Origin of the sequence: Arthrobacter endolithicus (genome assembly GCF_026627425.1) — a bacterium.
Taxonomy (GTDB): domain Bacteria; phylum Actinomycetota; class Actinomycetes; order Actinomycetales; family Micrococcaceae; genus Arthrobacter_M.
In genome coordinates this window covers 273,016-299,510 of the sequence record NZ_JAPNLH010000002.1, presented here as the reverse complement: position 1 = coordinate 299,510, position 26,495 = coordinate 273,016, and the positions used below count along the sequence as shown (strand labels likewise).

Here is a 26,495-nt window from a genome sequence, read left to right as displayed (position 1 = left end):
GTTATGACCTCTCTATCAGGGCGTTCACTTACCGCGCTGCTCGTTATCGATGTCCAGAATGACGTCATGGCCGGCGCGTACAACCGGGACGGCGTGGTCGCCAATATTGTCTCTCTGGTGGACAAGGCACGAGCGCAGGGCGCGCCAGTCATTTGGATTCAACATTCCGACGACGACCTACCGCAGGACAGCGAGGGCTGGCAGTACGTCCCAGAGCTGACGCGCGACGAGTCGGAACCGCTGGTCCACAAGCACTACGGGGATTCCTTCGAGGCCACCGATCTGGAGGATATCCTTGCCGGGCGCAAAGTGGGACACCTGATCATTGCCGGGGCGCAGACGGACGCCTGTATCCAGTCGACGCTGCACGGGGCGATCGTTCGCGGCTACGATGCAACCTTGGTCGGGGACGCCCACACCACCGAGGACCAGAGCGAGTGGGGCGCACCGGCGCCGGAGCTGGTCATCGCCCATACGAACCTCTACTGGCGGTATCAGAGGGCGCCGGGGCGGCGCGGAGCAACAGCGACCACCGCTTCGATCGACTTCGCGGCGGCCGCGAACTAGCGCCAGATCCGGCATTCAACGCAGCCGCAGGTGCTTTTCCCATCGTGGGCAGCACCCGCGGCCGCGTCGGTGTGTCCCTGCGTCGTGGTCCCGCGACGAGGGGCGCTTTGCGGTTAGCCTACGCCTGGCTGGGTTCCTGAACCGGCTCCTCCACGGGCGCGAGCACGACGTCGGTCACGGCCAGTTCGGCTCCCTCGACGAGAGTGAGCTCCCGGACATTACCTGCGGCGCGCAGGTCGCCGTGACCTGCCTGCAACCGGGCCAACTGTCCGGCCGGCGCGCTGATGGTGGCGCTGAGGACCTCGGTCCGCTGCTTGACCTTCGCCTCGGACTTGGCCTTACGGATACCGCTGAGCGCCGCCCCGACGGTGGCCAGCAGGGTGATATCTCCGGCACCTTCGCCCGTAGCCCCGGTTGCCTTGCGGTAAGCTACCGGCCACGGCGTGCGGTGCACCGATCCCGTCCGCCACCAGGACCACACCTCATCGGTCGCGAACGGGATGAAGGGCGCGAAAAGCCGCAGCAGGGAATCCAAGGCGGTAGCCAGTGTCGCCAGCACGGAAGCCTGCCCGGCATCCCCTGCGGCGCCGTACGCCCGGTCCTTGATGAGCTCCACATAGTCGTCGGTGAAGGACCAGAAGAACGTTTCCGTCAACTGCAGCGCACGGGCATAGTCATAGGCCTCAAACGCGGCGGTGGACTGGTCGACGACGTCCGCCAGCTGCGCGAGCAGCGCACCATCCAAGGGGGTGGTTACGGGTCCCGGCGCGGGGACCCCCGTGGTGCTCAGCACCGACGCCTCGGTGGCGCCGAGGTTCAGCACAAACTTCGAGGCATTGAGCAGCTTAATGGCCAGTCGGCGGCCGATTTTCATCTGACCGATCTCATACGCGGTGTCGGCGCCGAGCTTGGCGGAAGCGGCCCAGTAACGCACCGCGTCCGAGCCGAAGTCCTGGAGTACGTCGGTGGGAACCACCACGTTGCCCTTGGACTTGGACATTTTTTTTCGGTCCGGATCCAGGATCCAGCCGGAAATGGCAGCGTGCTTCCACGGCGCGGCCGACTGCAGAGCATCGGCGCGGACCACACTGGAGAACAGCCAGGTCCGGATGATGTCGTGGCCCTGCGGACGCAGATCAAAGGGGAAAACCTTGGCAAAAAGGTCCTCGTCCCGGCTCCAGCCGCCCACAATCTGTGGCGTCAGTGAGGAAGTGGCCCACGTGTCCAGGACATCCGCGTCCCCGGTGAAACCGCCGGGAGCGTCGCGCTGTGCTTCGTTAAAACCGGGGGCCGGCTCCGCCACGGGATCCACCGGCAGGGCCTGGTCCGCGGGGAGGATTGGCTGCGCATAGTCGGGGTTGCCGGCGGCATCTAGCGGGTACCAGACCGGGATCGGGACGCCGAAGAAGCGCTGCCGGGAAACCAGCCAGTCGCCGTTGAGCCCCTGCACCCAGTTCTCGTAGCGCGAGCGCATGAAGGCCGGGTGGAAGTCGACTTCCTTGCCACGGCCAATCAGCCGTTCGCGCCGGTCCGCGTCGCGGCCACCGTTGCGCAGGTACCACTGCCGGCTGGTGACGACCTCAAGAGGTTTGTCGCCGCGTTCGTAAAAATTCACCGAATGCGTGATCGGCTTCGGCTCGCCGTCCAGGTCCCCGCTTTCGCGCAGCTGCGCCACCACGGTTTCCTTGGCGCTGAACGTCGTCTTGCCGGCCAGCGCCTGATAATGCCCGGCGCCGTCGCCCTTGATCCACGCGGGTGTATCGGCCAGGATGCGCCCGTCCCGGCCCACGATGGCCCGGGTCGGCAACTGCAGCTCGCGCCACCAGGTGACGTCGGTCAGGTCGCCGAAGGTGCAGACCATGACCAGGCCGGAGCCTTTGTCCTGCTTGGCCAGCGGGTGGGCCTTGACCTCCACCTCCACGCCGTAGAGCGGCGAAAAGACCGTGCTGCCGAACAACGGCTGATAACGCTCGTCCTCCGGGTGCGCCACCAGTGCCACGCAGGCGGGAATCAGCTCGGGCCGGGTGGTCTCAATGAAGACTCTTTCGCCGTCCGGGCGGTGGAAGGCCACGCGGTGGAAGGCGCCCGGACGTTCCCGGTCCTCCAGCTCGGCCTGTGCAACGGCCGTGCGGTACGTGACATCCCAGAGCGTCGGCGCTTCTGCCATGTAGGCGTCCCCGGCGGCCAGATTGGCCAGGAAGGCCCGCTGGCTCACGGCGCGGGAGGAATCATCAATGGTTCGGTACGTCAGCTCCCAGTCCACCGACAGCCCCAAGGTACTGAACAGGTCCTCGAAGACCTTCTCGTCTTCCACGGCGAGCTCTTCACACAGTTCAATGAAGTTTCGGCGCGAAATCTGGATGAAGTCGCGTTCGTTTTTTGCCGGCTGGGCAGGCGGGGTGAATGCGGCGTCGTAAGGCAGCTTCGGGTCGCATCGGACGCCGTAATAGTTCTGTACCCGACGTTCGGTCGGCAGGCCGTTGTCGTCCCAGCCCATCGGGTAGAAAACATTCTTTCCGCGCATCCGCTGATAGCGGGCCAGTACGTCGGTTTGCGTGTAGGAGAACATGTGCCCCACGTGCAGTGAACCGGACGCCGTCGGCGGGGGAGTGTCGATCGAATAGACCTGATCCCTGCTGGTGTTCCGGTCAAACTTGTACGTGCCCTGTTCCCGCCAGCGCTTGGTCAGCACGGCTTCGAGCCCCTCCAAGGCGGGCTTATCGGGTACGGAGGACGTGGGTGCGGCGGGCGTGTCTGTGCCCTGAAGATGGTCGGCCATGTTCCGATTCTTTCATGTCCGCGGGGCTGAGGAGATCCCGGACTAGATTAGATCCATGACCGAATCCTCTCATTCCACATCCTCCTCGTCTGCAGTGCCGTCGGCTGCAGTGCCGTCCGTCGCCCCGTCCGCAGCGCCGGGGCACCTTCGACGCGCCGTGGTGACGGGGGCCAGCTCGGGCATTGGTGCTGCCACCGTGTGCAAGCTGCGCGCAGACGGATGGGACGTCGTCGCCGTCGCCCGCCGTACTGACCGGCTTGAGGCGCTGGCCGCCCAGACAGGTGCAGTGCCGTTCACGGCCGATGTGACGGACGACGGCGCCGTGGCGGCTTTGCAGACGTTCGTGGCCGGCCGCGGTGGCTTGGACACGTTGGTCAACATTGCCGGCGGTGCACGCGGCGCGGACAAGATGGCCGACGGCATGCAGGACGATTGGGACTGGATGTACCGGGTGAATGTCCTCGGCACGATGCGAATGATCCGCGCGTTCCTACCCGCCCTGCGCGGCCACGGTGCGGGTACGGTGCTGAACCTGACCTCTACGGCCGGCATCGAGGCCTACGAAGGGGGATCGGGCTATAACGCAGCGAAGTTTGCCCAGCATGCGCTCACCAAGGCGCTGCGGCTGGAGGAGGTTGAAAACAATCTGCGCGTCATTGAGGTCCTGCCGGGCATGGTGCACACCGAGGAATTCGCGTTGAACCGGCTCAGCGGGGACACGGCCGCAGCGCAGAAAACATACGCCGGCGTGGACAAGCCGCTGACGGCAGGCGACGTTGCGGATGTAGTTGCCTACGCGCTGAATCTTCCGCATCACATCAATTTGGATCAGATCGTCGTCCGTCCCGTTGCCCAGGCGGCTGCGCACAAAGTAATCCGCAGCGGTTCGTGACCTGGGTGGTTCGTGTCCTGAGCGGTTCGTGTCCTGGGGTGGCCTGTGACCTGGGTGGCTCGCCGCCGGGGCGGGAAAATGCACGCGGCGGGCAGACTCAGCCTTTCGAGCAGCGCGAAACGCTGCTGGCCAATAGGAAGTTTTCCTGCCGGGCACCTAGACTGGAGGGACCAGCTTTGATCCGGCCATCACCGGTGAGCTTCCGGAAGAACGTTTTGCGCAGCTGACCGCGTGGAATGAGTAGAACCGGACGGGTAAGCCCGTTACAGCAGCTAATGAGCGGCCGACGCCGAAAGGCACGTAAAGTGCAGCGGCGACGGTAAGTGAGGTGGTACCGCGGTATCTGCCCGGGCCGCAGCGGGAAGCCTGTCGTGGGATTCCCCGGGCGGACTCGGTGGGCGCCGTCCTCGCATCCTGAATGCAGAATTGTTCACGTTTCCCACAGGATGATGAGATGACCCACTACCCGAAGGCCAGTACAGTTTCCGCGCCGCACGAACCCGGCTCGCACGTACCCGGCGCTACGCCCAGCCCCGCTCCCACGCATGTTTCGGCCGCCGCCCGTTTCCCCGAGATCGAAGAGCGCGTCCTGAACTACTGGGCCCAGGACGGCACCTTCCAAGCCAGCATTGACAACCGGCCAGCCGCGCTGGGCGATCAGCCGCCCGGGGGCAACGAATTCGTTTTTTACGACGGCCCGCCGTTTGCCAATGGCCTGCCGCATTACGGACACCTGCTCACCGGTTACGTCAAGGACCTGGTGGCCCGCTACCAGACGCAGCTCGGCCGGCGGGTGGAACGCCGCTTTGGCTGGGACACGCACGGCCTGCCCGCCGAGCTGGAGGCGATGAAGCAGCTGGGCATGACGGACAAGCAGCAGATCGAAACAATGGGGATCGATAAATTTAACGATGCCTGCCGCTCCTCCGTAATGAAGTACGCCGGTGAATGGCAGGAATACGTCACCCGGCAGGCACGCTGGGTGGACTTCGACAATGACTACAAAACGCTCAACGTCGAGTACATGGAATCCGTGCTCTGGGCCTTCAAGCAGCTGCACGAAAAGGGCCTGACCTACAGCGGTTACCGGGTGCTGCCGTATTGCTGGAAGGACGAAACACCGCTGTCCAACCATGAGCTGCGGATGGACGAGGACGTCTACAAGATGCGCCAGGACCAGACGGTCACGGTCAGCTTCCCGCTCAAGGCCGGGGCGTCCGCCATCTCCCGGCGGCTCGCCGGGGTGCTGGCACTGGCCTGGACCACCACGCCCTGGACGCTGCCCACCAACCTCGCTCTCGCCGTCGGCCCCGACATCAGTTATGTTGTCCTGCCGGCAGGTCCGCACGGCATCGCCACCGGGGCGGCGAGCGGCAACGGTTTCCTGATCGCTTCGGATCTGCTGGCCTCCTATGCCAAGGACCTTGGTTATGAGGACGCGGCGGCGGCGGCGGAGGCGGTCACCGAAACGCTGCTGGGCACCGAACTGGCGGGTCTGGAATATGAACCGCTCTGGGATACCTTCGAGGACGCGGAGAAATACGGCACGCAGCGCGCCTGGCGGATCCTGCTGGCCGACTACGTCACGACCACCGACGGTACCGGAATCGTGCATCAGGCACCGGCCTACGGAGAGGACGACCAGAAGGTCTGCGAGGAAGCAGGCATCCCGGTTGTGCTCTCGGTCGATGACGGCGCCAGGTTCCTGCCGCTGTTTGCCGGCGGTGCGCTCGGTGCGATTGTGGGACTGCAGGTCTTCGAGGCGAACAAGCCGATTACCCGGGTGCTGCGCGCCGAGGGGCGACTGCTCCGGCAGGCAAGCTATGAGCACAGCTACCCGCACTGCTGGCGCTGCCGCAACCCGCTGATCTACCGGGCGGTGTCCTCCTGGTACGTCCAGGTCACAGCGTTCCGGGACCGGATGGTGGAGCTGAACCAGGAGATCAATTGGATTCCCGGGAACGTCAAGGACGGCCAGTTCGGTAAATGGCTGGCCAACGCCAGGGACTGGTCCATCAGCCGGAACCGGTACTGGGGCAGTCCCATCCCGGTCTGGCAGTCCGATGATCCGGAATTTCCACGCACCGAGGTGTACGGATCCCTAGCCGAGCTGCAGGGCGCCTTTGGCCGCCTGCCGCTGAACAAGGACGGCCAAGTGGACCTGCACCGGCCGTTCATCGATGAGCTGACGCGGCCCAATCCGGACGATCCGCGCACGCCCGAGCAGGGCCAGTCAACCATGCGCCGGGTGGAGGATGTGCTGGACGTCTGGTTTGATTCCGGCTCGATGCCGTACGGACAGGTGCACTACCCGTTCGAGAATGCCGACTGGTTCCAGACGCACAATCCGGCAGACTTCATCGTGGAATACATCGGCCAGACCCGCGGCTGGTTCTACATGCTCCATGTGCTCTCCACCGCGCTCTTTGACCGGCCGGCCTTCCGCAACGTGGTCAGTCACGGAATTGTGCTGGGCTCGGACGGGCAGAAAATGTCCAAGAGCCTGCATAACTATCCGGACGTGTCCGAGGTGCTGGACCGGGACGGCTCCGACGCGATGCGCTGGTTCCTGATGGCAAGTCCAATCCTGCGCGGGGGCAACCTCATCGTCACAGAACAAGGCATCCGGGACGGCGTTCGTCAGGTCATTCTGCCGTTGTGGAACGTGTACAGCTTCTTCACGCTGTACACCAACGCCGCCGGGAACGGGGCCGGCTACGACGCCCGGCTCCGCTATGACGGCTACAGCGATCCGCTGGATGATTATCTGTTGTCCCAGACCGGGCAGCTGGTCCGGGGAATCGGCCAGGCGCTGGACGGCTATGACATCTCCGGGGCGTGCGGGGAGCTGCGCAGCTATTTGGACATGCTCACCAACTGGTATGTCCGCCGCAGCCGGCAGCGGTTCTTCGACGAAGACCGGGACGCCTTTGACGCGCTCTACACCGCGCTGGAAGCCGTCTGCCGGGTAGCCGCGCCGCTGCTGCCGCTGGTCACCGAGGAAATCTGGCGCGGGCTGACCGGCGAGCGTTCCGTGCACCTGACCGACTGGCCGGACGCGCAGATATTCGGCGACAACCCGGAGCTGGTGCAGCAGATGACCCGCACACAGGTGATCTGTTCCACCGGCTCGAGCCTGCGCAAGGCTGCGAAGCTGAGGGTGCGCCTGCCGCTGCAGGAACTGACCGTCGTCGTCCCCGGCGCCGCTGCCCTGGCAGCGTACGCCGCCGTCATCGCGGACGAGCTGAACATCCGTACCGTCCGGCTGCTGGATTCCTCGGACGCCGCCCCGGAGCACTTCGGCATTGAAGAAAGGCTTGTGGTCAACGCCCGGGCCGCCGGGCCGCGCCTGGGTAAGGACGTCCAGCGGGCCATCAAGGGCGCCAAATCCGGCGACTGGTCCGTCAGCGCGGACCGTACCGTCACCGCTGGCGGACTGGAACTGGAACCGCAGGAATATTCGCTTGAGACAGTGGTGGCGGAGTCCGACGGCGGCGCAACAGCGGCGGTTTCGATGCTGCCCGGCGGTGGGTTCGTGGTGCTCAATACCGAGCTCACCCCCGAACTGGAAGCCGAGGGGGTGGCGCGGGACATGGTGCGCGCCATCCAGCAGGCCCGCAAGGACGCTGATTTGCAGGTCAGTGACCGGATTTTCACCACGGTTTCCGGCCCCCAGGATGTCATTGACGCGCTGCACGCCAATGCCGAACTGGTCCGGACGGAGACGCTCTCCGTGGGACTCGAATTGGTCCCCGGCGACGTGGACATCACAGTGACGGTGGGACGGTCTGCGCTGGAACGGACCGTGCGGCAGGGGACACCTGCTGAAGCGACGGCCGGACGGACGGATGCACAGTGAGCGCAGGGGAGAACATGCACGGCGAAAAGCACGACGAATTCTCGGTGGAAAGCGTCTTTGCGGAGCTGCTGGGCCGCGCACCGGAAAACAAAATGGAACCGCGGCTGGCTCCGTTGTTCCGCGCGATGGACGTCTTGGGGGAGCCGAATAAGGCCTTCCCCGTGATCCACATCACCGGGACCAACGGCAAAACCTCGACGGCACGGATGATCGAGGCAGGACTGCGGGCGCACGGGCTGCGCACGGGCCGCTACACCAGCCCGCATCTTTCCAAGGTCACGGAACGGATCTGCATCGACGGCGCGCCGGTGCCGGATGAGACGTTCGTGCGAATCTGGGACGAGATCCGCCCGTATCTGGCGATTGTGGATGCCGAGCTCGAGGCGGATTCGCAGCCGCGACTGACGTACTTTGAGTGCCTGACGATTCTGGCCTTCGCGGTTTTTGCCGATGAACCGGTTGACGTGGCTGTCCTGGAGGTGGGGTTGGGCGGGCTCACCGATGCCACCAACGTCGCCGACGGCCAGGTGGCGGTGGTGACGCCGATTTCCCTGGACCACACCGAACTCCTCGGGGACACCACGGGGGACATTGCGGTGGAAAAATCAGGGATCATCAAGGAAGGTGCCTTTCTGATCAGCGCTGCGCAACCGGTTGATGCGGCCCAGACGCTCTTGGAAGCTGCGCGGGAAAAGAACGCCGAATTCCGCTTCGAAGGCGTGGAGTTCGGCGTGGAGAGCCGTTCGGTCGCCGTCGGCGGTCAAGTGTTGACGGTGCAGGGACTGGCCGGCCGTTACCCGGACCTGGTGCTGCCGCTGCACGGCGCGCACCAGGGCGAGAACGCGGCCGTCGCCGTGGCCGCCCTGGAGGCCTTCTTTGGCGGCGGCAGTAGGGAACTGGATATCGACGTCCTCCGTACCGCTTTCGAATCCGTCAGCTCGCCGGGCCGGCTGGAAGTGCTCCGCACCGCGCCTACGGTTGTCGTGGACGCGGCGCACAATCCCGCCGGCATCGCGGCCAGTGCCCGGGCCCTGCAGGAGGCTTTCGCCTTCAGCAAGCTGGTGCTGGTTTTGGGCATCCTGCAGGAAAAGGACGCGGAGGGAATTCTGCGTCAGCTGCGGGAATCCTATGGCGACGAGGCGGAGGAGATCTGCCTGACGCAATCGAAATCCCCGCGGGCCATCCCTGCAGCCGAGCTTGCCGAGCTGGCATCGGATCTTGGCTGGAGCGAGGAAAACATCCATAGCGCAGAAGGCCTGGACGATGCGATCGAATGGGCGGTGGAACGCTCGGAAAGCCACAACGACCTCTCCGGCGGCGTGCTGATCACCGGCTCCATCACCCTCGTGGCCGAGGCTCGGATCCTGCTCGGTAAGGAAGGCGTGTAAATGGCACGGCTAACGAAGGCCCAAAAAGCATGGCAGCCGGGAATGCCGAAGAAGCGGCGTTCCACGAAAGTGATGTTTGCCTCCGTTGTGCTGGCCTTGGAGGCATTCGTCGCCTTCTTTGCGACGCTGGTGGTGTTCGGGCTCCGGGGCAGGGAAGTGCCGCAGCCGCTGATCCTGGCGGCCGGCATCGTCCTGAGCCTGGTCCTGATCGGCTCCTGCGCCTTCATGTCCCGCCGGTGGGGACCAGCCGTTGGCTGGATACTGCAGCTGGTCCTGATCGCCGCCGGGTTCCTGGAGCCGATGATGTTTGTCATCGGTGTGCTCTTCGCTTTGACCTGGTGGTACGCCTTGCGGGCCGGAATCCGGATCGACCGCGAGAACGCGGTACGGGACAGTGAACAGACCCAATGGGAGCAAAACCACCCCGGCGAACCCCTAAACTAGCTATCGAATCTTTCGGTAAGAAGATAATTACCGGCAGAAAGGAAATTGGAGGAACTGTGAGCATTGAGCGCACCCTGGTATTGGTCAAGCCCGACGGCGTCGCCCGCAATCTGACCGGCGGTATTCTGGCCCGGATCGAGGCAAAGGGTTACACCTTGGTGGAGCTGAAAATGACGGCTGCCACGCGGGCCCAGCTGGAGCAGCACTATGAAGAGCATGTAGGGAAGCCCTTTTACGAGCCGCTGGTGGAATTCATGCTCAGCGGGCCGGTGGTTGCCGCGATCTTCGAAGGTCACAGCGTGATCGAGGGTTTCCGCTCGCTGGCGGGAACTACCGATCCGACGACGGCGGCACCGGGCACCATCCGTGGGGATCTGGGCCGCGACTGGGGCGTGAAGGTCCAGCAGAACCTGGTGCACGGGTCCGATTCGGTCGAATCGGCGCAGCGCGAAATCGGCATCTGGTTCCCGTAGCCCTCACCCGGTGAGTGGGTACATCTGCCCCTATCTGCGCAACATTTAGGGGCAGATGTACCCACTCACCGGCGGCGGCGGCGCAGCGACGGCGGCTCTGTTGCTACCCGGCGCCTCCGCCGAGGAACAGATTCATAAAGCGGAAGAAAATGCTCGCCGCCACGCCAAGGTACAGCAGCCCAACAATCACCCAGGCCCAGTCGGCGAGAAACCTCGTCACCGCGGCCGGAGCGGGGATGATTCCATGCTGGAGGTTCCGGACGGTGGTCCAGACGAAGAGTGGGATCATCATCGCCCATACCACCATGCAGTACGGGCACAGAATGCCGATCGCATAAAGCGCCTGCGACCAAAGCCAGGCGATCATGATCATCCCGAGGGTGACGCCGACCTGCAGCCCGACCCAATACCAGCGGCTCAGCCGCGCACCGGCCAGCAGCACCATGGCCGTGGTGATGATGACGGCAAAGGCAAACACGCCGATCAGCGGGTTGGGAAACCCGAAGAGTTCGGCCTGGTGCGTTGCCATGACTTTGCCGCAGGAAATCCACGGATTCACATCACAATTGGTAATGGCGTTGGGATCTTTATAAAGCTCCAGCCGGTCCAGCACCAGAGCGCCGGCGGCCAGCCAGGACACCACTCCAGTGACCAGCAGCAGCCAGCCGAACGGTTTCCGGCGCGTCAGCAGCGGAAAATCGGCGTCGCCGTCGGCGTCGTCCGTACCCGCACGGCGCGACGACGGCGCTAAACGGGACGCCGGGTTCATCCGGGAACCGTTGCGGTCCGCACGCCCAGCGGTAGAGCCTCTTGACATCGTATTGCCTGCGGCATTCTGGGGCCGGGCCATAGTCACCTGTTTCCTCGGTAAGCGGATCTGTCCGATTCTAACCCGGCCATCTGGGCGGAACCGGGCGCCAATACCGGCCGCCTACGCTGTATGAGATAATGATTTTGGCTGGCACTCGTTCCACATGCGGGTTTCGGTCCAATGGCAAGGTTTCAAGCTCGCCGGTGATGCACCGTCAAGCGCACGGGGTGAAGATACCCGTCGCGTTCCGGTATCCACCGAGCGGCCCCGCTGGGCAGAACGACCAGCGGGAGAGGGAACATGCAATTGGCTTCCAAGTGATTCCGCACCCAATGCTCGTGCGACCTTGGAAGTATCCACACGACTTCTGTCAACGCCCGAGGGTTTTGACTAATTCGCCCTAGCGGGCGCCGGATGTGGCGACGCCTTCGGGGCTGGAGCAACGCCACAGATGGATAATGAACAGTCTTTCGCAGAAGCAAACGCAGCAGGCAATAATTCAGCCGCAGAAGACACCAGCACGAATGAGAACGCTGTCGCTGAGGCGGTCGGGAGCGCCGGCGCGTCCGCCGAAACAGGTACGACGACGGCGGTAAAGCGTCCGGCGCGGAGCCGCCGTAAAACGGTCCAACAGGAAAGCCTTCCGGCACCCGCCCGGGTAGCGGAAGATTCAGGTCTGGCGGAAACCACGGAAGCGGCTTCCGCTGGTGGCTCGGATGGTCAGCGGCTGGTCAGGAAAACACCGGTGCGCCGGAGCAGGGCCAAGAAGGTCGTCGAAGCCTCGGTTGCGGAGGATTCCGCGGCGGTGCATGCGGCCCTGGAGCTGCCGGAGCTTCCCGAAGCGACCTCCGAAACCGCGGCCGGCCCTGTGGCGGCTCCTGCCGCGCAGACGTTGGAAACTAGGGCACCGAAGCGGCCCGCCCGCCGTCGGGCATCCTCCCCGATAGCTTCCCCGGCATCGACAGTTACGGGCCCCGCGGACCTGCGTCCGGCGGCGGCAGGTGCCGTAGCCGTCGAATCGGCTATGACCGTTGCTGTCGAGCTGGCCGCGCCTGCCGTTGCTGTCGAACCGGCCGCGCCCGCCGTTGCTGTCGAGCCGGCCGCGCCTGCCGTTGCTGTCGAACCGGCCGCGCCTGCCGTTGCTGTCGAACCGGCCGCGCCTGCCGTTGCTGTCGAACCCGCCGCGCCCGCCGTGCCGGAGACCACACCCCGTGCCGTCGCAGAGCAACCATCCCTCTTCCTGGCTCCGGGTCTGTCCGTGCTGTTTCAGGCGCCCGATCTGAGCGCGGCTGCAGCCACCGCAAAAACCACCGCCGTCGATCCGGCGGAATCCGATGATGATTCGGACGCCGGCGAGGGCGGTGGCCGCCGCAGGCGTCGTGGCCGGACCCGACGGGGGCGCTCCGAGGACGCCGGACTGCGTTCTGACAACGCTTCATCTCTTGATGACGCCGACGACAACGCCGGTGATGACAACGATCGTGATGACAACGACCGTGATGAGAACGGCCGTGACAACAACGACCGTGACAACAACGGCGTAACCTCCCGCCGCCGTCGCCGCAGGCGCCGCGGTGACCAGGATCTAGAACTCACCGGCGGCAGCGACGAAGACCCGCCTAACACCGTTACCCGCGTCCGCGCACCACGGCAGCCCTCCGAGGCACCGGTCTCCAACAAGGTGACCAGTCTGCGCGGCTCCACGCGGCTTGAAGCGAAGAAACAGCGCCGTCGTGAATCCCGTGACACCGGACGACGGCGCCAGGTGATCACCGAAGCTGAGTTCCTGGCCCGACGGGAATCCGTTGACCGCACCATGGTGGTTCGCCAGCGGGATGAGCGGATCCAGATCGGGGTCCTGGAGGACGGAATTCTGGCCGAGCACTTTGTCTCCAAGACGCAGCAGGATTCGCTGATCGGCAACGTCTACCTGGCCAAGGTCCAGAACGTGCTGCCCAGCATGGAAGCGGCCTTTGTTGACATTGGCCGCGGCCGCAACGCCGTGCTCTACGCGGGCGAAGTTAATTGGGATGCGTCCCGGCTGGACGGCCAGGCACGCCGGATCGAAAATGCGCTCAAGTCCGGGGATTCCGTTTTGGTGCAGGTGACCAAGGATCCCGTGGGCCATAAGGGCGCGCGGCTGACCAGCCAGATCTCGCTGCCCGGCCGCTATCTGGTGTACGTGCCAGGCGGCTCGATGACAGGCATTTCCCGCAAGCTCCCCGATGTGGAACGCAACAGGCTCAAGCGGATCCTGAAGGATCACTTGCCGGAAAACGCAGGTGTCATAGTCCGCACCGCCGCCGAAGGTGCCAGCGAGGAAGAGCTCACGCACGATATCAACCGGCTGCGCGCGCAGTGGGAAGGCATCGAGGCTCAGGCCACGTCCACCAAGATCCTGGCCCCGGAGATGCTGTACGGGGAACCCGACCTGACCATTAAGGTGGTCCGTGACGTCTTCAACGAGGACTTCAGCAAACTGATTGTTTCCGGCGAGGAGGCCTGGGACACGGTCGAAGCCTATGTGACCTATGTGGCCCCTGATCTGGTGGACCGGCTGGAGAAGTGGACCAAGAACGAGGACATCTTCGCAGCGTTCCGCATCGAGGAGCAGATCGCGAAGGCGCTGGAGCGCAAGGTGTTCCTACCCTCCGGCGGCTCCCTGGTGATCGACCGCACCGAGGCGATGACCGTCGTCGATGTTAACACTGGCAAGTTCACCGGTTCCGGCGGAAACCTCGAGGAAACCGTCACGAAGAATAACCTGGAAGCGGCCGAGGAAGTGGTCCGGCAGCTGCGGTTGCGGGACATTGGCGGCATCATTGTCATTGACTTCATCGACATGGTGCTCGAATCCAACCGGGATCTGGTACTACGCCGTCTGGTCGAGTGCCTGGGCCGGGACCGGACCAAGCACCAGGTTGCGGAAGTGACCTCGCTGGGCCTGATTCAGATGACCCGGAAGCGGATGGGGACCGGCCTGCTGGAGGTCTTCGGCGAGCAGTGCGAGGCCTGCGCCGGCCGCGGCGTCGTAACCCAGGACGTGCCGGTGGAGCATCGCCGCATGCAGACCACGACGGCGGCGGAGCAGCACCATCCGCAGGTACGCCACGACCAGCCGCGTCACGAGCAAGCCAGACAGGAGCCGGCCCGCCAGCAGCGCGAAAAGAAGCGCCGCCGGGGGCAGCAGGGTGCAGAAGCGGAAATCTCGGATGCTCCGATGGCTGAAGTGAGCGATGCCGAGCGCCAGGCGAAGGCTTCCGCGGCCCGGACCGCGCTGGCAACGATCGCCGCGGCGACCCATGCCGCCCATCTGGATGGTGCTGAGCACCATGCGCCGGAGCAAGGCGCGGCTGTTGAACACACTGCGGTGGCGGGGCATGTTGGCGCTCGGCGGGAGGCCGGAGGCGACGCAAAAACTCAGGATCCGCGGGGCGGGCAGTTAACCATTGGCGGCGAAGCGATCGAGCTCCCGCGGGGCAACAGCCGCCCGTTGGGGGCTCCGGTTGATCCAGCCCTGGCCTTGGCGGGGCTGGCGGACGTGCTGGAGCACCTTGCCGAAGGTTCAGCCGCCGAGGTCCCGGATCACTCCGGGTTGGACGCCAGCGGCGAGCCCCTGCGCACCAACGAACGCCGGGGACGTCGTAACCGCGGTGCCAGCCGTGCCCAGGGTTCCGCTAACGCGAATGAGGTTCAGCAGCGCACGGCGGCGCCGGCCGGCACCGTAGAGGCCAACGCCGGGCAGGAACACGTAGTCCACGTTCCGGCCAGACCAGACCATGCTCCGCGCACCGCTGCTGTCCAGCAGGGCGCGAAAGCAGCCGAACCGATTATTCTCGGTGTGGGAGTGCCTGCTTCCGAGCTTTAGAACCTCGGGCAGAACATACTCGCAAACCCCGGCAACCCCTCGCCCAAGGTGGGGTTGCCGGGATTTTGCGGGTTAGTCCGCAGCTTTGAGATGGGCGGGAAGATGTTCCGCCCCTCCATCGGCTAGGGTGGGTTTTGACACGGGGTGCCGCGCCATAGGGCCGGCTGAGATCCAGACCCGTCGAACCTGCCCGGCCAGCACCGGCGAAGGGATGTCCCTATGACCAGCGGAACCCAGCCCAACTCACGGCCCGAAAACCCACAGCGTCGGATTCCGCGGGTACTCAGCATCGCCGGTTCCGATCCCTCTGGCGGGGCCGGGATCCAGGCGGATTTGAAAAGCATCGCGGCCAACGGCGGCTACGGCATGGCAGTCATCACTGCGCTGACCGCCCAAAATACCCAGGGCGTGCGCTCCGTGCACGTCCCGCCCGTGGCGTTCCTTCAGGACCAACTCGACGCCGTGGCGGAGGACATCGTGATCGATGCGGTCAAGATTGGGATGTTGGGGGATGCAGCGGTGATCAACACCGTAGCCCGCTGGCTGGAACACACCCGGCCGGCCGTCGTCGTCCTCGATCCCGTGATGGTGGCCAGCAGCGGTGACCGTCTGCTGGCGGCAGACGCTGAGCAAGCGCTGCAGCGGCTGCTGCGTCAGGCGGACCTTGTCACCCCCAACCTCCCGGAACTCGCCGTGCTGCTGGGGGAGGAACCGGCCGAAAGCTGGGAGGAGGCGCTGGCGCAGGGGAAGCGGCTAGCCTTCGGCAGCGACATACGGGTACTGGTGAAGGGCGGCCATCTGCACTCACCGGACTGCCCGGATGCGCTGGTTGACCCGGACGGTTCCGTGTACGAAGTCAGCGCGCCCCGGGTTCGAACGCGCAATACGCACGGCACCGGCTGTTCGCTCTCGGCTGGCCTCGCTACTGTCCAGTCGCAGCTGGGGGACTGGCCGGCAGCCCTGCGGCAGGTGAAGTCATGGCTGCGCGGCGCGCTTGACCATGCCGACGAACTGCGGGTGGGCAGCGGTCACGGTCCGGTACATCACTTCCATGCGCTCTGGTCTACCCGTGCACCGGAGGGAAATGACTTTTCCGCGCAACTGTGGAGGGACAGCGCTGCCGTGCGCATGGCGATTACCGGGCTGGAGTTCATCCGGAATCTGGGCAATGGAACCCTTGCTGAAAGGCACTTCGCTTATTACCTGGCCCAGGATGCACTGTATTTGACGGGTTATTCGCGCGTTTTGGCCCGGGCCAGTGCCTTGGCGCCCACGGAAGCGGAACAGCTGTTCTGGGCCACGTCGTCGCGGCAGTGCCTCGAGGTGGAGACGGAGCTGCACCGCAATTGGCTGGGTGCGCTGACCGAGCCGGCTGTGCAGGGACCGGTGACCAAGGCCTACGTGGATCATCTGCTGGCGGCCAGCTCCGGCGGCAGCTACGGGGAGGTAGTCGCCGCGGTCCTGCCCTGCTATTGGCTGTACGCGGATGTCGGAGCGAGGCTGCACCGGCAGTTCCTGATCGATTTTCCGGACGACGACGGCGGCGACGGCGGTGGATCCCACCCGTATGCCGCATGGCTGCGTACCTATGCGGATGAAGCGTTCGCGGCGGCGACCGAACAGGCCATTGCCATCACGGACGCGGCAGCCCGAAACGCCTCGCCCGCAGACCGGGAGCGAATGCGCCGCGCGTTCGCCCAGTCGGCGAAGTATGAGCTGGCCTTCTTTGACGCACCGAGACTGCACGCGGAAAAATACCCATCCGCCGCGCCGGTGTCCTGAGCGCCAAACGCCCGACCACAAGCTAAGCTGGCTAGGCAGGGTTCTCCGGTGCCAGGCTCTATTGCCCGTCGAAGGCGCGACCCAACAGTGGCGCTTATCACGGCAGGTCTCGGGGAGCCCGCCTCATTTGCGGCCGAGGGCGGATCTAGCGTATTCTTGATCTTCGGTGCTTACGCCAGTTCAGGGCATTTACTCCTTTGAGAGGTCCTCGGCGTCGGGGCACAGCAGGCATCCGGCGAAATATTTTCCGGATCCGCACGTAAACTTTGTTATAAACGTCGAGAGAAGTGAGTTCCACAGTGGTGTACGCGATTGTCCGCGCAAGCGGCCGCCAAGAGAAGGTTTCCGTTGGAGACTACGTAACCCTGAACCGCGTCCCCGGTGGAGCCGGCAGCACATTTGAGCTGCCCGCTTTGCTCCTGGTTGATGGTGAGAAAATCACCTCCGCCGTTGAGGACCTGGCCAAGATTAAGGTTACGGCTGAAATTCTGGAAGATCTTCGCGGCCCGAAGATTGTCATCCAGAAGTTCAAGAACAAGACCGGCTACAAGGTCCGCAAGGGCCACCGTCAGGAACTGACCAAGGTAAAGATCACCTCGATCGCGTAGTTTCTCAACCCGCTGCGGTTTCTTAGACCGCGGCTATGCGATCCCGTGGTTCAGTCGTCTTCAGTCGAATAAGGTAGGCATTTCAAATGGCACATAAAAAGGGTGCGAGTTCCACTCGCAACGGCCGTGACTCCAACGCCCAGTACTTGGGCGTAAAGCGTTTCGGTGGTCAGGTAGTTTCCGCAGGCGAGATCATCGTCCGCCAGCGTGGAACGCATTTCCACCCCGGCGCCGGCGTAGGTCGCGGTGGCGACGACACGCTGTTCGCTCTGACGGCAGGAGCCGTTGAATTCGGCACCGCCCGCGGCCGCCGTGTTGTGAACATCGTTACCGCAGCAGCTGCGCAGTAGCAGCAGGCACAGTAGCACCAGACGTTTTTCCTGTGGAGCGGGCCGCTTGGCCCGCTCCACAGCCTTTTAACTACGTTGACTTTGACATCGGGTCTGGTGCCGAAGGTGCCCCAACTTGGTTGCATTATTTGCTTTACTGCCCGCGGATAGAATTGACGCGAGGGCAGAACTATTCAAGGAGAATCCATTGGCCAGCTTTGTTGACCGGGTTGTATTGCACGTATCCGGCGGGACAGGTGGCCATGGCTGCGTCTCAGTCAAGCGGGAGAAATTCAAGCCCTTGGGCGGTCCCGACGGAGGCAACGGCGGTGACGGCGGCAACGTCATTTTGCGCGTGTCGGAGAACACGACCACGTTGCTGGACTACCACCACGCCCCGCACCGGCACGCCAGCAACGGCGGTCCTGGGATGGGTGACTGGCGCAACGGCAAGACCGGCGAAACCCTGATCCTCCAGGTTCCGACCGGAACTGTTGTCAAAACCAAGGACGGCGATGTTCTCGCGGATCTGGTCGGCGAAGGCACCGAATACATTGCTGCCGCCGGTGGCCAAGGCGGCCTCGGCAACTCATCCCTGGCGTCGCAGAAGCGCAAGGCCCCCGGTTTCGCCCTCCTCGGCGTTCCCGGCGACGCGCGGGACGTGGTCCTGGAGCTTAAGAGCATCGCGGATATCGCGCTGGTGGGCTTCCCCTCCGCCGGCAAGTCGAGCCTGATTGCAGCAATGTCGGCAGCCCGGCCCAAGATCGCCGACTACCCGTTCACTACCCTTATTCCGAACCTCGGCGTGGTCCAGGCGGGCGATGTCCGCTTCACGATTGCCGACGTTCCGGGCCTGATCGAAGGTGCCAGCGAAGGCAAGGGGCTTGGGCACCACTTCCTGCGCCATGTGGAGCGTTGCGCCGCTTTGGTGCACGTCCTGGATTGTGCTGTGCTCGAATCGGACCGGGACCCGCTGAGTGATCTTGCGGTCATCGAGCGGGAATTGGACCGCTACGCCGTCGACATGAGCTTTGCCGGTTCCGACGGTGAGGTCGTGCCGCTGAACGCCCGGCCGAAGCTGGTGGCGCTGAACAAGATTGATACCCCGGATGGCCGTGACATGGCCGAGTACGTCCGCGGCGATCTGGAATCCCGTGGCTACAAGGTCTTCGAGATCTCCGCCGTCAGCCATGAGGGGCTGCGCGAGCTAGGCTTCGCCATGGCCGAGATCGTCCAGTCCGCCCGTGAAGACGTCAAAACCGAGGCCGCCAGGGTTCCCGTTCCGGTGCTGCGTCCGCGCGCCGTCAACGACGGCGGCTTCAGCATCCGCCGTGAGGAAAAGAACCTCGAACCGTTCTTCCGGATTCTGGGCGCCAAGCCGGTCCGGTGGGTGCTGCAGACGGACTTCAACAACGAAGAAGCAGTCGGGTACCTTGCCGATCGGCTGGCCAAGCTCGGCGTCGAGGACAAACTTTTCAAGGCAGGTGCTACACCGGGAGACACCGTCATCATCGGCGAGGGCGATGGCATGGTCTTCGACTGGGAGCCCACCATGATGGGGGGAGCGGAGCATCTGGCGTCTCCGCGTGGTACAGACATCAGGATGGCGGACTTCGGCGACCGACCGACCCGTACGCAAAAGCGTGAAGAACAGCAGGAGCGCAAGGACGCGCGGGCGGCGACCCGGGTGGAGCTGGAGGCCGAGCGCAAGTCGGGAGTCTGGACCGAAACGCCGGGGCCGGGCAGGAAAGCTGCCCCGCTGCGCGAAAGCCAGCTCGCGGACGACAGTGCCTTGGACCATCCTTCGGCGCATCACGCCGGCGATGACTCCTAAGGGGAAAATGCAGACGGAAAGTCCTGTGTCGGCTAAATTGCAGGACCGCTACAGTCTGGCCACTGCGGGCAGAATAGTCGTCAAAATTGGTTCCTCCTCGCTGACCAGCGTGGCCGGTGGAATTTCGGAGCCGGCTCTGCTGGCGCTGGTGCAGGTGCTCGCCGAGCGCCGGCTGCAGGGAACGGAAGTCATCCTGGTCTCCTCCGGCGCAATAGCCGCGGGGCTGGCACCGCTCGGTTTGGCCCGGCGGCCAAAGGACTTGGCTACCCAGCAGGCGGCGGCAAGCGTGGGCCAAGGACTCCTGATGGCACGGTACAGCCAGGCCTTTGCCGCGCACGGTGTCACCGTCAGCCAGGTGCTGCTGACCGCCGAAGACCTGACCCGGCGTACTCAGCACGTCAACGCGCACCGGGCCTTGGAACGGCTGCTGAATCTGGGCGTGGTGCCGATAGTGAACGAAAACGACACGGTGGCCACGCACGAAATCCGTTTTGGCGACAATGACAGGCTGGCCGCGCTGGTGGCCCATCTGGTCAAGGCTGAGGCTCTGGTCCTGCTCTCAGACGTTGACGCGCTCTACGACGGGCCGCCCCAAAGCGGTGCGCAGCGGATTGCACACGTCGCCGGACCGGAGGATCTGGTCGGCATTACCATCGGCCGTGCCGGCGGTCTGGGCACCGGGGGCATGGCCACCAAGGTCGAAGCTGCCGGAATCGCGGCGGACACGGGAATTCCCGCGCTGGTCACGTCCGCGGCCAACGCCGCCGCTGCCCTAGCCGGTGAAGACGTCGGAACCTGGTTCAGTGTCAACGGTGTACGCCGGCCTGTGCGACTGCTCTGGCTGGCGCATCTTGCGGATATCCGCGGCACATTGACTCTCGACGACGGCGCCGTCAAGGCCGTGCGCGAGCGGCACAAATCTCTGCTGCCGGCCGGAATTACCGCCGTGACGGGCGTCTTTGAGGCCGGTGACGCCGTCGACCTCGCTGATCTGAACGGGAATGTGGTGGCCCGCGGTTTAGTGAACTACGCAGCCGCGGAGCTCCCGCAGATGCTGGGCCGCGGAACCAAGGAACTGGCGCTGCAGCTGGGTCCGGAGTACGAACGTGAGGTTGTTCATGTTGACGATCTGGTGCTGCTCTAGGCGGCCCTTGGCCTAAACTTGTTTTATGAATGAGCTGGCTGTGGAACAAGGCGTAACCGAAGCGGTGCATGCCGTTGCGGACCTTTCCCGAGCGGCGTCGCGCCGGATGGCACACGCAAACCGTGCCCAAAAAGACCGGGGTCTGCTGGCAATAGCTGTGGACCTGCGGGAACGCCAAGACTCGGTGCTGGCCGCCAACGCCAGGGATGTTGCCCGGGGCAGGGAGGGCGGAACAACCGAAGCGCTGCTGGACCGGCTCACGCTGACGCCGGACCGGGTTGCCGCACTATCGGATGCGCTCGAAAAGCTCGCGTCGCTGCCGGATCCGGTGGGAAACGTGGTCCGCGGACAGACGCTGCCCAATGGTCTGCGGATGCGCCAGGTGAATGTCCCCTTGGGCGTCGTGGCAGCCATTTACGAGGCGCGGCCCAACGTCACCGTGGACATCGCCGGTCTGGCGCTCAAGAGTGGAAATGCCGTGATTCTCCGGGGCGGCAGCGCGGCGGCAGAGACGAATGAAGCACTTGTCGGGATCCTCCGCGACGCTCTCGAACGTACCGGACTCCCGGCCGACGCGGTGCAAAGCGTGGACCGGTACGGACGCGCTGGTGCGAATGTTCTCATGCGGGCCCGTGGCCGAATTGACGTTCTGATCCCGCGTGGTGGGCGGGACCTGATCCAGTCTGTATTGAATAACGCTTCCGTCCCCGTCATTGAAACGGGTGAGGGAAACGTCCACATTTACCTTGACGAATCCGCGCCCGCAGGCATGGCGGTCGATATTGTCCTCAATGCCAAGACGCAGCGTCCCAGTGTCTGCAACACCGTCGAGACGCTGCTCGTTCACCGCAACGCTACGGCCCTGCCGGACGTATTGTCCGCGTTGTCTGCCGCAGGGGTCCGGTTGCACGTTGATGAGCGCATCATGGCGGAACTTCCCGCCGGACTCAGTGCCGAAGCGGCGTCCGATGCGGACTGGGGGCGTGAATACATGGATCTTGATCTCGCCGTGGCCATGGTCGATTCGCTGGACGCTGCCGTCCGCCACATTAGGCGCTGGAGCACCGGGCACACGGAAGCGATCGTGACCAACGACCTGTCCAGTGCTGAGCGCTTCATTGCCGAGGTAGACTCCGCGGCGGTGATTGTCAACGCCTCCACGCGCTTCACCGATGGTGCCCAGATGGGATTGGGTGCCGAAGTCGGAATTTCGACCCAAAAGCTGCACGCTCGTGGGCCGATGGGTTTGAGTGAACTGACCACCACCAAATGGATCGTTCGTGGTGAGGGCCAAATCCGCGCCTAGCAACCGATCCGGGAGCGTTCGGCGGCCGCAATGGGCTGCTTCGCGTAACATGATAGTTCAAGGTGTTTGACCCGCCGCCCGGCTGGTCGGACGAACGCGTAGTTGATACTTAGGGGAGAAAAATGCTGACCCAGCTTGCCGGCGTTCTTGCGGCCGCCACCGAACACGAGGAAAAAGCGCCGCTGTTCATGCCGTGGTGGATGTTTGGCGTTTCAATTTTCGTCATTTTGATCGTGCTGATGTTCATTACCGCCTCCTTTACGAATATGGGCAACCGCCATTCCGCCGTTGACGAAAGCCCAGATCCGCACCGCCAGCACACGAACAAGCACGATCACGGCGAGGGCGAGAAGATTCCCCATTTCTAACACACCTTCGCCCGCGGCAGAGGTGAAGGATTCGCCCAGACGCCTCCGACTAGGGGTCATGGGCGGAACCTTCGACCCGATCCACCACGGGCACTTGGTGGCGGCGAGTGAAGTCGCCGCTGTATTTAACCTCGATGAGGTGGTTTTTGTGCCCACCGGACAGCCGTGGCAGAAGGCGAAGACCCAGGTCAGCCTGCCCGAGCACCGCTACCTGATGACGGTAATCGCCACCGCATCGAACCCGCGATTCACTGTCAGTCGAGTCGATATCGACCGGCCAGGACCAACCTTCACCATTGATACTTTGCGCGATTTGCGCAGGATGCGCCCGGACGCCGACTTGTTCTTCATCACCGGTGCCGACGCGATGGCACAGATCATGTCGTGGAAAGACAATGATGAGCTGTGGTCGCTGGCACACTTCGTCGGTGTCACGCGGCCAGGCCACGTCCTCGACGGTATGGGGCGTTCTGACGTAAGTTTGTTGGAAGTTCCCGCAATGTCGATTTCGTCAACCGACTGCCGTGACCGTGTCCAGGAACAAAATCCCGTGTGGTATCTGGTCCCTGATGGCGTGGTGCAATACATAGCCAAGTACGGGCTCTATCTTCAACGAGGGCACAGTGGTGTGGGATCCAATCAACAGGTGAGTTCTAGTACTGAATGAGTAGTAAATGAGCAAGAGATCAGAACAGCGACGCAGCCGCCGGGTACGCGGGCTCGTGCAACGGTCGTCTAATCAGGTCCGCCCCGGAGGTAGTAATCCTCCGGCGCCAGTGCCGTCTGCCCCCGAACAGTCGGCCTTCGTTCCTGCTGCACCGGCGACGGCTGCACCGACGACGGCTGGACTGGCGTCCGCGGCACCGGCGCACAATGAAGCAGAGGACGCACCGGCGGAAGCGCTCGGTCGCCGACCCCGGCGTGCCACCGATGCTCCAGTGGACGCCCCCGGCACGGCGGTCAAGGCAGACCGGTCCGCGCTGACGAGTTCGCGGGATCGAGCGGCACTGCGGGCGTACATCGAACTTGCGGGAAACCCCAGCGCCCAAAGTGCCGTATTGCCTTCCCGGCGAGCGCTGCGGCTCGCATTGCTGGAGTCCGAAAGCCCTTCCTTGACGAGCGTTGCTCAACTGGTTCCCCCGGTAACTGCGGCAAGCGGGGGTGCCCCTGGTGCACTTCCTGAAGATTCAGTGCTGCCTGAAAAGTCCGGCTTGCCTGAACAGTCCGGCTCGACTGAAACGGGCCTGGCACCGACGCTCGCCGCCGCCAGCGAGTCAATGAGCATCGAGGAGGCGCTGGCCGCACGAGACGCGCTGACGCAGGATGCGCAGCGTCAGCTTGACGATCTGCCCGAAGCCGGCACTGTAGATCCGCTGGCGGTTAACCCGGAATTCCTGGTGCAGCAACGTGCCATCGCTAAACGTGCCGAAATGCTCAACCACCGTGCGCAGGCAAGGGAACAGCCGGAACAGGAAAACACCGAGCGCCAGCCGCCCGTTAACGACCCGACCGCAGCCCATAATTTGGCGATGGTCACGCCGCTGGAGTTTGTCCGGGTACCGGGAATCGATATGCCGGTCATGCGTCCTCCCACCACGTCACACATACCCATCATCTCCCCCCTGGCGCGTCCGAAGGGGAACCAAGGACCGTCCGCCGCGCCGGGCAGTACGCCGCTCAGATCCGAGGCCGCCCCGCCGCCAGCTCCACGGGACGCTGCCGCTGCCCGCCATCCTGCAGGGCCGGAGGCGGCAGCCCCACAGAATCCAGCAGCCACCCGGACCGCAGCTCCCCTTGAACCGGCCGAGATGCCACCGTTGCCGGCTGGAAGCGCCCATGGCCTCGAGCCGTTGGATGCCGTCACCGCAGGCCTGGGCCGGCTGCGGCGCAACCGCCTGATGCTGTGGGGCGCCGTGGCGATAGGCGGCGTTGCTCTTATTGCCGGATTTACTATGATCATTACCGGACTGGCCCGCTAGGCCATCCCACCCAACCAGAAGGAAATCAGTGACCGCAACAGATAGCTCCGTCGCCATCGTCAGGGCAGCCGCCCGGGCAGCATCGGACAAGCTCGCCCTGGACATTATCGCCTTGGATGTGAGCGACGTCCTGGCCATTACGGACATCTTCTTCATCGCGTCGGCTCCCAGCGAGCGGCAGGTGAACGCCATCGTGGACGGCATCGAAGAGGAACTGATCAAGTCAGGTCTGCGCCCCGTCCGCAGAGAGGGGCGCTCGGGCGGACGCTGGGTCCTGTTGGATTACGCGGAAGTAGTTGTCCACGTCCAGCACGAGGAGGACCGGATTTTCTATGCCCTGGAGCGGCTCTGGAAGGACTGCCCGGTTGTGGATCTTCAGCTGGAGGCCAAGGATCCCTCGGCCAAGCAGGAGACAACAGCGCAGCCGTCGGACGCCGCGCAGCAGTCGGACACGGCAAACTAGGGAGGTATTGCGGCACCCATGAGCAGCTCAACAATTTTGCCACCCGCCGGTGCCGTCCGGCGGGTTGTCTTCTGGCGCCATGGGAGGACACTGTGGAACGCTGATCAGCGTTTCCAGGGCCAGGCGGACATAGAGCTCGACGACGTCGGCCGTGCGCAGGCGGATAAGGCCGCGGCCTTGCTGGCCGCCGTCGGGCCTGCCCGCCTTGTGTCCTCCGACCTTCGACGTGCCCGGGCTACGGCCCAAGCGCTGGCTGACTTGACTTCACTGGACATTGCCACGGATCCAAGGCTGCGGGAAACCTATGCTGGGTCTTGGCAGGGGCTGACTTTTGAGCAGATTGCGCGTGACTATCCGGTGGACCTGCTCCGCTGGGAACGCGATGACATCAGCGTCCGGGCAGGAGGAGGGGAGACCCGGCTCGAGGTCGCCGATCGGATGCGATTGGGCGTACTGGAAGCACTGAGCGGTGTTGAGCCGGGGGGAACTTTAATTGTGGCCACCCATGGCGGTGCGGCGCGGGTTGCCATCGCGCGGCTGATGGGGCTGCCGTATGACTATTGGGGCACCCTGTCCGGGCTGTCCAACTGCAACTGGTCCGTTCTGGAGGAAGCCGGGAACGCCCGCGGTGCGGCGGGAGAGCGCCGCTGGAAGCTCACCGAGCATAACGCCGGCACCTTGCCCGAACCGCAGTCAGAACCCGTGGAGGACTGAGCTTCCGGCCCGTATTTACGCCGATTTGGTATCTGGAGAAGTACTGTTCTAAGATTGACAAGTTGCTCCGGCAAGGACGTAAAACTCCACAACGGCGGCATCAGATTGGGGCTGTGGCGCAGCTGGTAGCGCACCTGCATGGCATGCAGGGGGTCAGGGGTTCGAATCCCCTCAGCTCCACCAACAAACCGCTGGAACCCGAAGAATGTGAGGGTTCCGGCGGTTTTCTTTATGGAGAGTGCTCCACCACGTCGGTGGGCTGACACGGATGGTCTGCTAACCCTAGAGTCGTAGTGACGGGCCTCATCCGGCTACGACAACGAGTTCGGCAGGACACGTAGGCCAGGAATCCGCCGCCTCGGGAATCGGCAGTTGCGCGAAATCGAGCAAGGTCGGGAGCCCTTCCAGCTCCGCATTGCAGCTCTCGCCGGCACTGACTCGGCCGGCCAAATCCCTGGAGTTACTGAGATCAGTCGCGATCGCTGCAAAGAGGGAGAGGAGGAAAGCGCCCAGGCACAGAAGTCGCCACGCCGTGGAATCATCTGCCAAGCCCAATCGGCTCTGCAGAGTGGCGGTAAAGGTTTTGGCCGCCAATCGCCGGGCCGGCGGTCAGCACCGCTGCTACGGCGCTGCCCATAATGCTCAGATTCGCCAGTCGGTTCCGCCGCGGCCGGGCGCGTTGCAGTAGGGTGCGGATGTTTGCCCTGCGGGACTGGATGCGTTGAGAAAGTTCTTGCCGAAGTACTGGATCCTCGGTCATGGTCATACTCCTACCGGTCCGCGCGCAAAGCAGCGGCGCGGGCGCGTGCTAAACAAGCCCATCGATGCTCTTGATAATATGCCTAATCGCCGCACTTGACATTCTTCCGCGCACTAAGGATAGTCAA

At 64.2% G+C, this 26,495-nt stretch carries 21 protein-coding genes and 1 tRNA gene; 19 read left to right on the top strand and 3 right to left on the bottom strand.

What is annotated here, in order from left to right:
* Positions 1–3 precede the first annotated feature (3 nt).
* On the top strand, positions 4–567 hold the full coding sequence (locus OS914_RS03120; protein WP_267544590.1) for a cysteine hydrolase family protein: 564 nt from the start codon (positions 4–6) through the stop codon (positions 565–567).
* Between the two features lie 118 nt (positions 568–685).
* On the opposite strand, the gene valS is transcribed toward OS914_RS03120, so the two are convergent.
* The gene (gene valS / locus OS914_RS03115; protein ID WP_267544589.1) at positions 686–3,346 is read right to left on the bottom strand and encodes a valine--tRNA ligase; all 2,661 of its coding nucleotides are present in this window, start codon (positions 3,344–3,346) and stop codon (positions 686–688) included.
* 55 nt (positions 3,347–3,401) lie between these two features.
* On the opposite strand from valS, the gene OS914_RS03110 reads away from it, so the two are divergent.
* From OS914_RS03110 to ndk, 5 genes are all read left to right on the top strand, one after another.
* Positions 3,402–4,238, top strand: a complete 837-nt coding sequence (locus OS914_RS03110) for an SDR family oxidoreductase (RefSeq protein ID WP_267544588.1) — start codon at positions 3,402–3,404, stop codon at positions 4,236–4,238.
* A gap of 454 nt (positions 4,239–4,692) precedes the next feature.
* Positions 4,693–8,097 carry an isoleucine--tRNA ligase gene (gene ileS, locus OS914_RS03105; RefSeq protein ID WP_267544587.1) on the top strand — a complete coding sequence of 1,135 codons (3,405 nt, stop codon included), beginning with the start codon at positions 4,693–4,695 and terminating at the stop codon, positions 8,095–8,097.
* Positions 8,098–8,111: 14 nt separating this feature from the next.
* Positions 8,112–9,485 (top strand): bifunctional folylpolyglutamate synthase/dihydrofolate synthase, encoded by a 1,374-nt coding sequence (locus OS914_RS03100; protein WP_267544638.1) that lies wholly within the window; start codon positions 8,112–8,114, stop codon positions 9,483–9,485.
* Positions 9,486–9,929, top strand: a complete 444-nt coding sequence (locus OS914_RS03095; protein WP_267544586.1) for a DUF4233 domain-containing protein — start codon at positions 9,486–9,488, stop codon at positions 9,927–9,929. It abuts the gene before it with no gap.
* A 56-nt stretch (positions 9,930–9,985) separates the two neighbouring features.
* Positions 9,986–10,402 carry a nucleoside-diphosphate kinase gene (gene ndk, locus OS914_RS03090; protein ID WP_267544585.1) on the top strand — a complete coding sequence of 139 codons (417 nt, stop codon included), beginning with the start codon at positions 9,986–9,988 and terminating at the stop codon, positions 10,400–10,402.
* A gap of 103 nt (positions 10,403–10,505) precedes the next feature.
* Here ndk and OS914_RS03085 read toward each other — a convergent pair whose 3' ends face one another.
* A complete protein-coding gene (locus OS914_RS03085) occupies positions 10,506–11,171 on the bottom strand; it encodes a vitamin K epoxide reductase family protein (protein WP_420713854.1) in 666 nt (221 codons plus the stop codon).
* Positions 11,172–11,664: 493 nt separating this feature from the next.
* Between OS914_RS03085 and OS914_RS03080 the strand changes: the two genes are divergently transcribed.
* The 13 genes from OS914_RS03080 (at position 11,665) to OS914_RS03020 (ending at position 25,791) form a co-directional block, all read left to right on the top strand.
* Positions 11,665–15,081: an Rne/Rng family ribonuclease gene (locus OS914_RS03080; protein ID WP_267544583.1), complete on the top strand. Its 3,417-nt coding sequence runs from the start codon at positions 11,665–11,667 to the stop codon at positions 15,079–15,081.
* A gap of 219 nt (positions 15,082–15,300) precedes the next feature.
* Entirely contained in the window at positions 15,301–16,863 is a 1,563-nt protein-coding gene (thiD, locus tag OS914_RS03075; RefSeq protein ID WP_267544582.1) for a bifunctional hydroxymethylpyrimidine kinase/phosphomethylpyrimidine kinase, read from the top strand.
* Positions 16,864–17,162: 299 nt separating this feature from the next.
* Positions 17,163–17,471: a 50S ribosomal protein L21 gene (gene rplU / locus OS914_RS03070; protein WP_267544637.1), complete on the top strand. Its 309-nt coding sequence runs from the start codon at positions 17,163–17,165 to the stop codon at positions 17,469–17,471.
* Between the two features lie 86 nt (positions 17,472–17,557).
* On the top strand, positions 17,558–17,821 hold the full coding sequence (gene rpmA / locus OS914_RS03065; RefSeq protein ID WP_267544581.1) for a 50S ribosomal protein L27: 264 nt from the start codon (positions 17,558–17,560) through the stop codon (positions 17,819–17,821).
* Positions 17,822–18,008: 187 nt separating this feature from the next.
* Positions 18,009–19,634, top strand: a complete 1,626-nt coding sequence (gene obgE, locus OS914_RS03060) for a GTPase ObgE (RefSeq protein ID WP_267544636.1) — start codon at positions 18,009–18,011, stop codon at positions 19,632–19,634.
* Positions 19,635–19,641: 7 nt separating this feature from the next.
* Entirely contained in the window at positions 19,642–20,778 is a 1,137-nt protein-coding gene (gene proB, locus OS914_RS03055; RefSeq protein ID WP_267544580.1) for a glutamate 5-kinase, read from the top strand.
* 25 nt (positions 20,779–20,803) lie between these two features.
* Entirely contained in the window at positions 20,804–22,084 is a 1,281-nt protein-coding gene (locus OS914_RS03050) for a glutamate-5-semialdehyde dehydrogenase (protein WP_267544579.1), read from the top strand.
* A gap of 122 nt (positions 22,085–22,206) precedes the next feature.
* A complete protein-coding gene (locus OS914_RS03045) occupies positions 22,207–22,452 on the top strand; it encodes a hypothetical protein (RefSeq protein WP_267544578.1) in 246 nt (81 codons plus the stop codon).
* 22 nt (positions 22,453–22,474) lie between these two features.
* The gene (gene nadD / locus OS914_RS03040; protein ID WP_267544577.1) at positions 22,475–23,119 is read left to right on the top strand and encodes a nicotinate-nucleotide adenylyltransferase; all 645 of its coding nucleotides are present in this window, start codon (positions 22,475–22,477) and stop codon (positions 23,117–23,119) included.
* A gap of 7 nt (positions 23,120–23,126) precedes the next feature.
* Entirely contained in the window at positions 23,127–24,431 is a 1,305-nt protein-coding gene (locus OS914_RS03035) for a hypothetical protein (protein ID WP_267544576.1), read from the top strand.
* A gap of 28 nt (positions 24,432–24,459) precedes the next feature.
* A complete protein-coding gene (gene rsfS, locus OS914_RS03030) occupies positions 24,460–24,894 on the top strand; it encodes a ribosome silencing factor (protein ID WP_267544575.1) in 435 nt (144 codons plus the stop codon).
* Between the two features lie 18 nt (positions 24,895–24,912).
* Entirely contained in the window at positions 24,913–25,608 is a 696-nt protein-coding gene (locus OS914_RS03025; RefSeq protein ID WP_267544574.1) for a histidine phosphatase family protein, read from the top strand.
* A 107-nt stretch (positions 25,609–25,715) separates the two neighbouring features.
* Positions 25,716–25,791: transfer RNA gene (locus OS914_RS03020), tRNA-Ala, on the top strand.
* Positions 25,792–26,146: 355 nt separating this feature from the next.
* Here the strand turns inward: OS914_RS03020 and OS914_RS03015 are convergent.
* Entirely contained in the window at positions 26,147–26,368 is a 222-nt protein-coding gene (locus OS914_RS03015; protein WP_267544573.1) for a hypothetical protein, read from the bottom strand.
* Positions 26,369–26,495 lie beyond the last annotated feature (127 nt).

What these genes read in the sequence shown, in the direction of transcription:
- OS914_RS03120 (WP_267544590.1), top strand. Translation starts at nt 4, where the DNA reads ATGACCTCTCTATCAGGGCGTTCACTTACCGCGCTGCTCGTTATCGAT.
- valS (WP_267544589.1), bottom strand. Translation starts at nt 3,346, where the DNA reads ATGGCCGACCATCTTCAGGGCACAGACACGCCCGCCGCACCCACGTCC.
- OS914_RS03110 (WP_267544588.1), top strand. Translation starts at nt 3,402, where the DNA reads ATGACCGAATCCTCTCATTCCACATCCTCCTCGTCTGCAGTGCCGTCG.
- ileS (WP_267544587.1), top strand. Translation starts at nt 4,693, where the DNA reads ATGACCCACTACCCGAAGGCCAGTACAGTTTCCGCGCCGCACGAACCC.
- OS914_RS03100 (WP_267544638.1), top strand. Translation starts at nt 8,112, where the DNA reads ATGCACGGCGAAAAGCACGACGAATTCTCGGTGGAAAGCGTCTTTGCG.
- OS914_RS03095 (WP_267544586.1), top strand. Translation starts at nt 9,486, where the DNA reads ATGGCACGGCTAACGAAGGCCCAAAAAGCATGGCAGCCGGGAATGCCG.
- OS914_RS03085 (WP_420713854.1), bottom strand. Translation starts at nt 11,171, where the DNA reads ATGAACCCGGCGTCCCGTTTAGCGCCGTCGTCGCGCCGTGCGGGTACG.
- OS914_RS03080 (WP_267544583.1), top strand. Translation starts at nt 11,665, where the DNA reads ATGGATAATGAACAGTCTTTCGCAGAAGCAAACGCAGCAGGCAATAAT.
- thiD (WP_267544582.1), top strand. Translation starts at nt 15,301, where the DNA reads ATGACCAGCGGAACCCAGCCCAACTCACGGCCCGAAAACCCACAGCGT.
- rpmA (WP_267544581.1), top strand. Translation starts at nt 17,558, where the DNA reads ATGGCACATAAAAAGGGTGCGAGTTCCACTCGCAACGGCCGTGACTCC.
- proB (WP_267544580.1), top strand. Translation starts at nt 19,642, where the DNA reads ATGCAGACGGAAAGTCCTGTGTCGGCTAAATTGCAGGACCGCTACAGT.
- OS914_RS03050 (WP_267544579.1), top strand. Translation starts at nt 20,804, where the DNA reads ATGAATGAGCTGGCTGTGGAACAAGGCGTAACCGAAGCGGTGCATGCC.
- OS914_RS03045 (WP_267544578.1), top strand. Translation starts at nt 22,207, where the DNA reads ATGCTGACCCAGCTTGCCGGCGTTCTTGCGGCCGCCACCGAACACGAG.
- OS914_RS03035 (WP_267544576.1), top strand. Translation starts at nt 23,127, where the DNA reads ATGAGCAAGAGATCAGAACAGCGACGCAGCCGCCGGGTACGCGGGCTC.
- OS914_RS03025 (WP_267544574.1), top strand. Translation starts at nt 24,913, where the DNA reads ATGAGCAGCTCAACAATTTTGCCACCCGCCGGTGCCGTCCGGCGGGTT.
- OS914_RS03015 (WP_267544573.1), bottom strand. Translation starts at nt 26,368, where the DNA reads ATGACCGAGGATCCAGTACTTCGGCAAGAACTTTCTCAACGCATCCAG.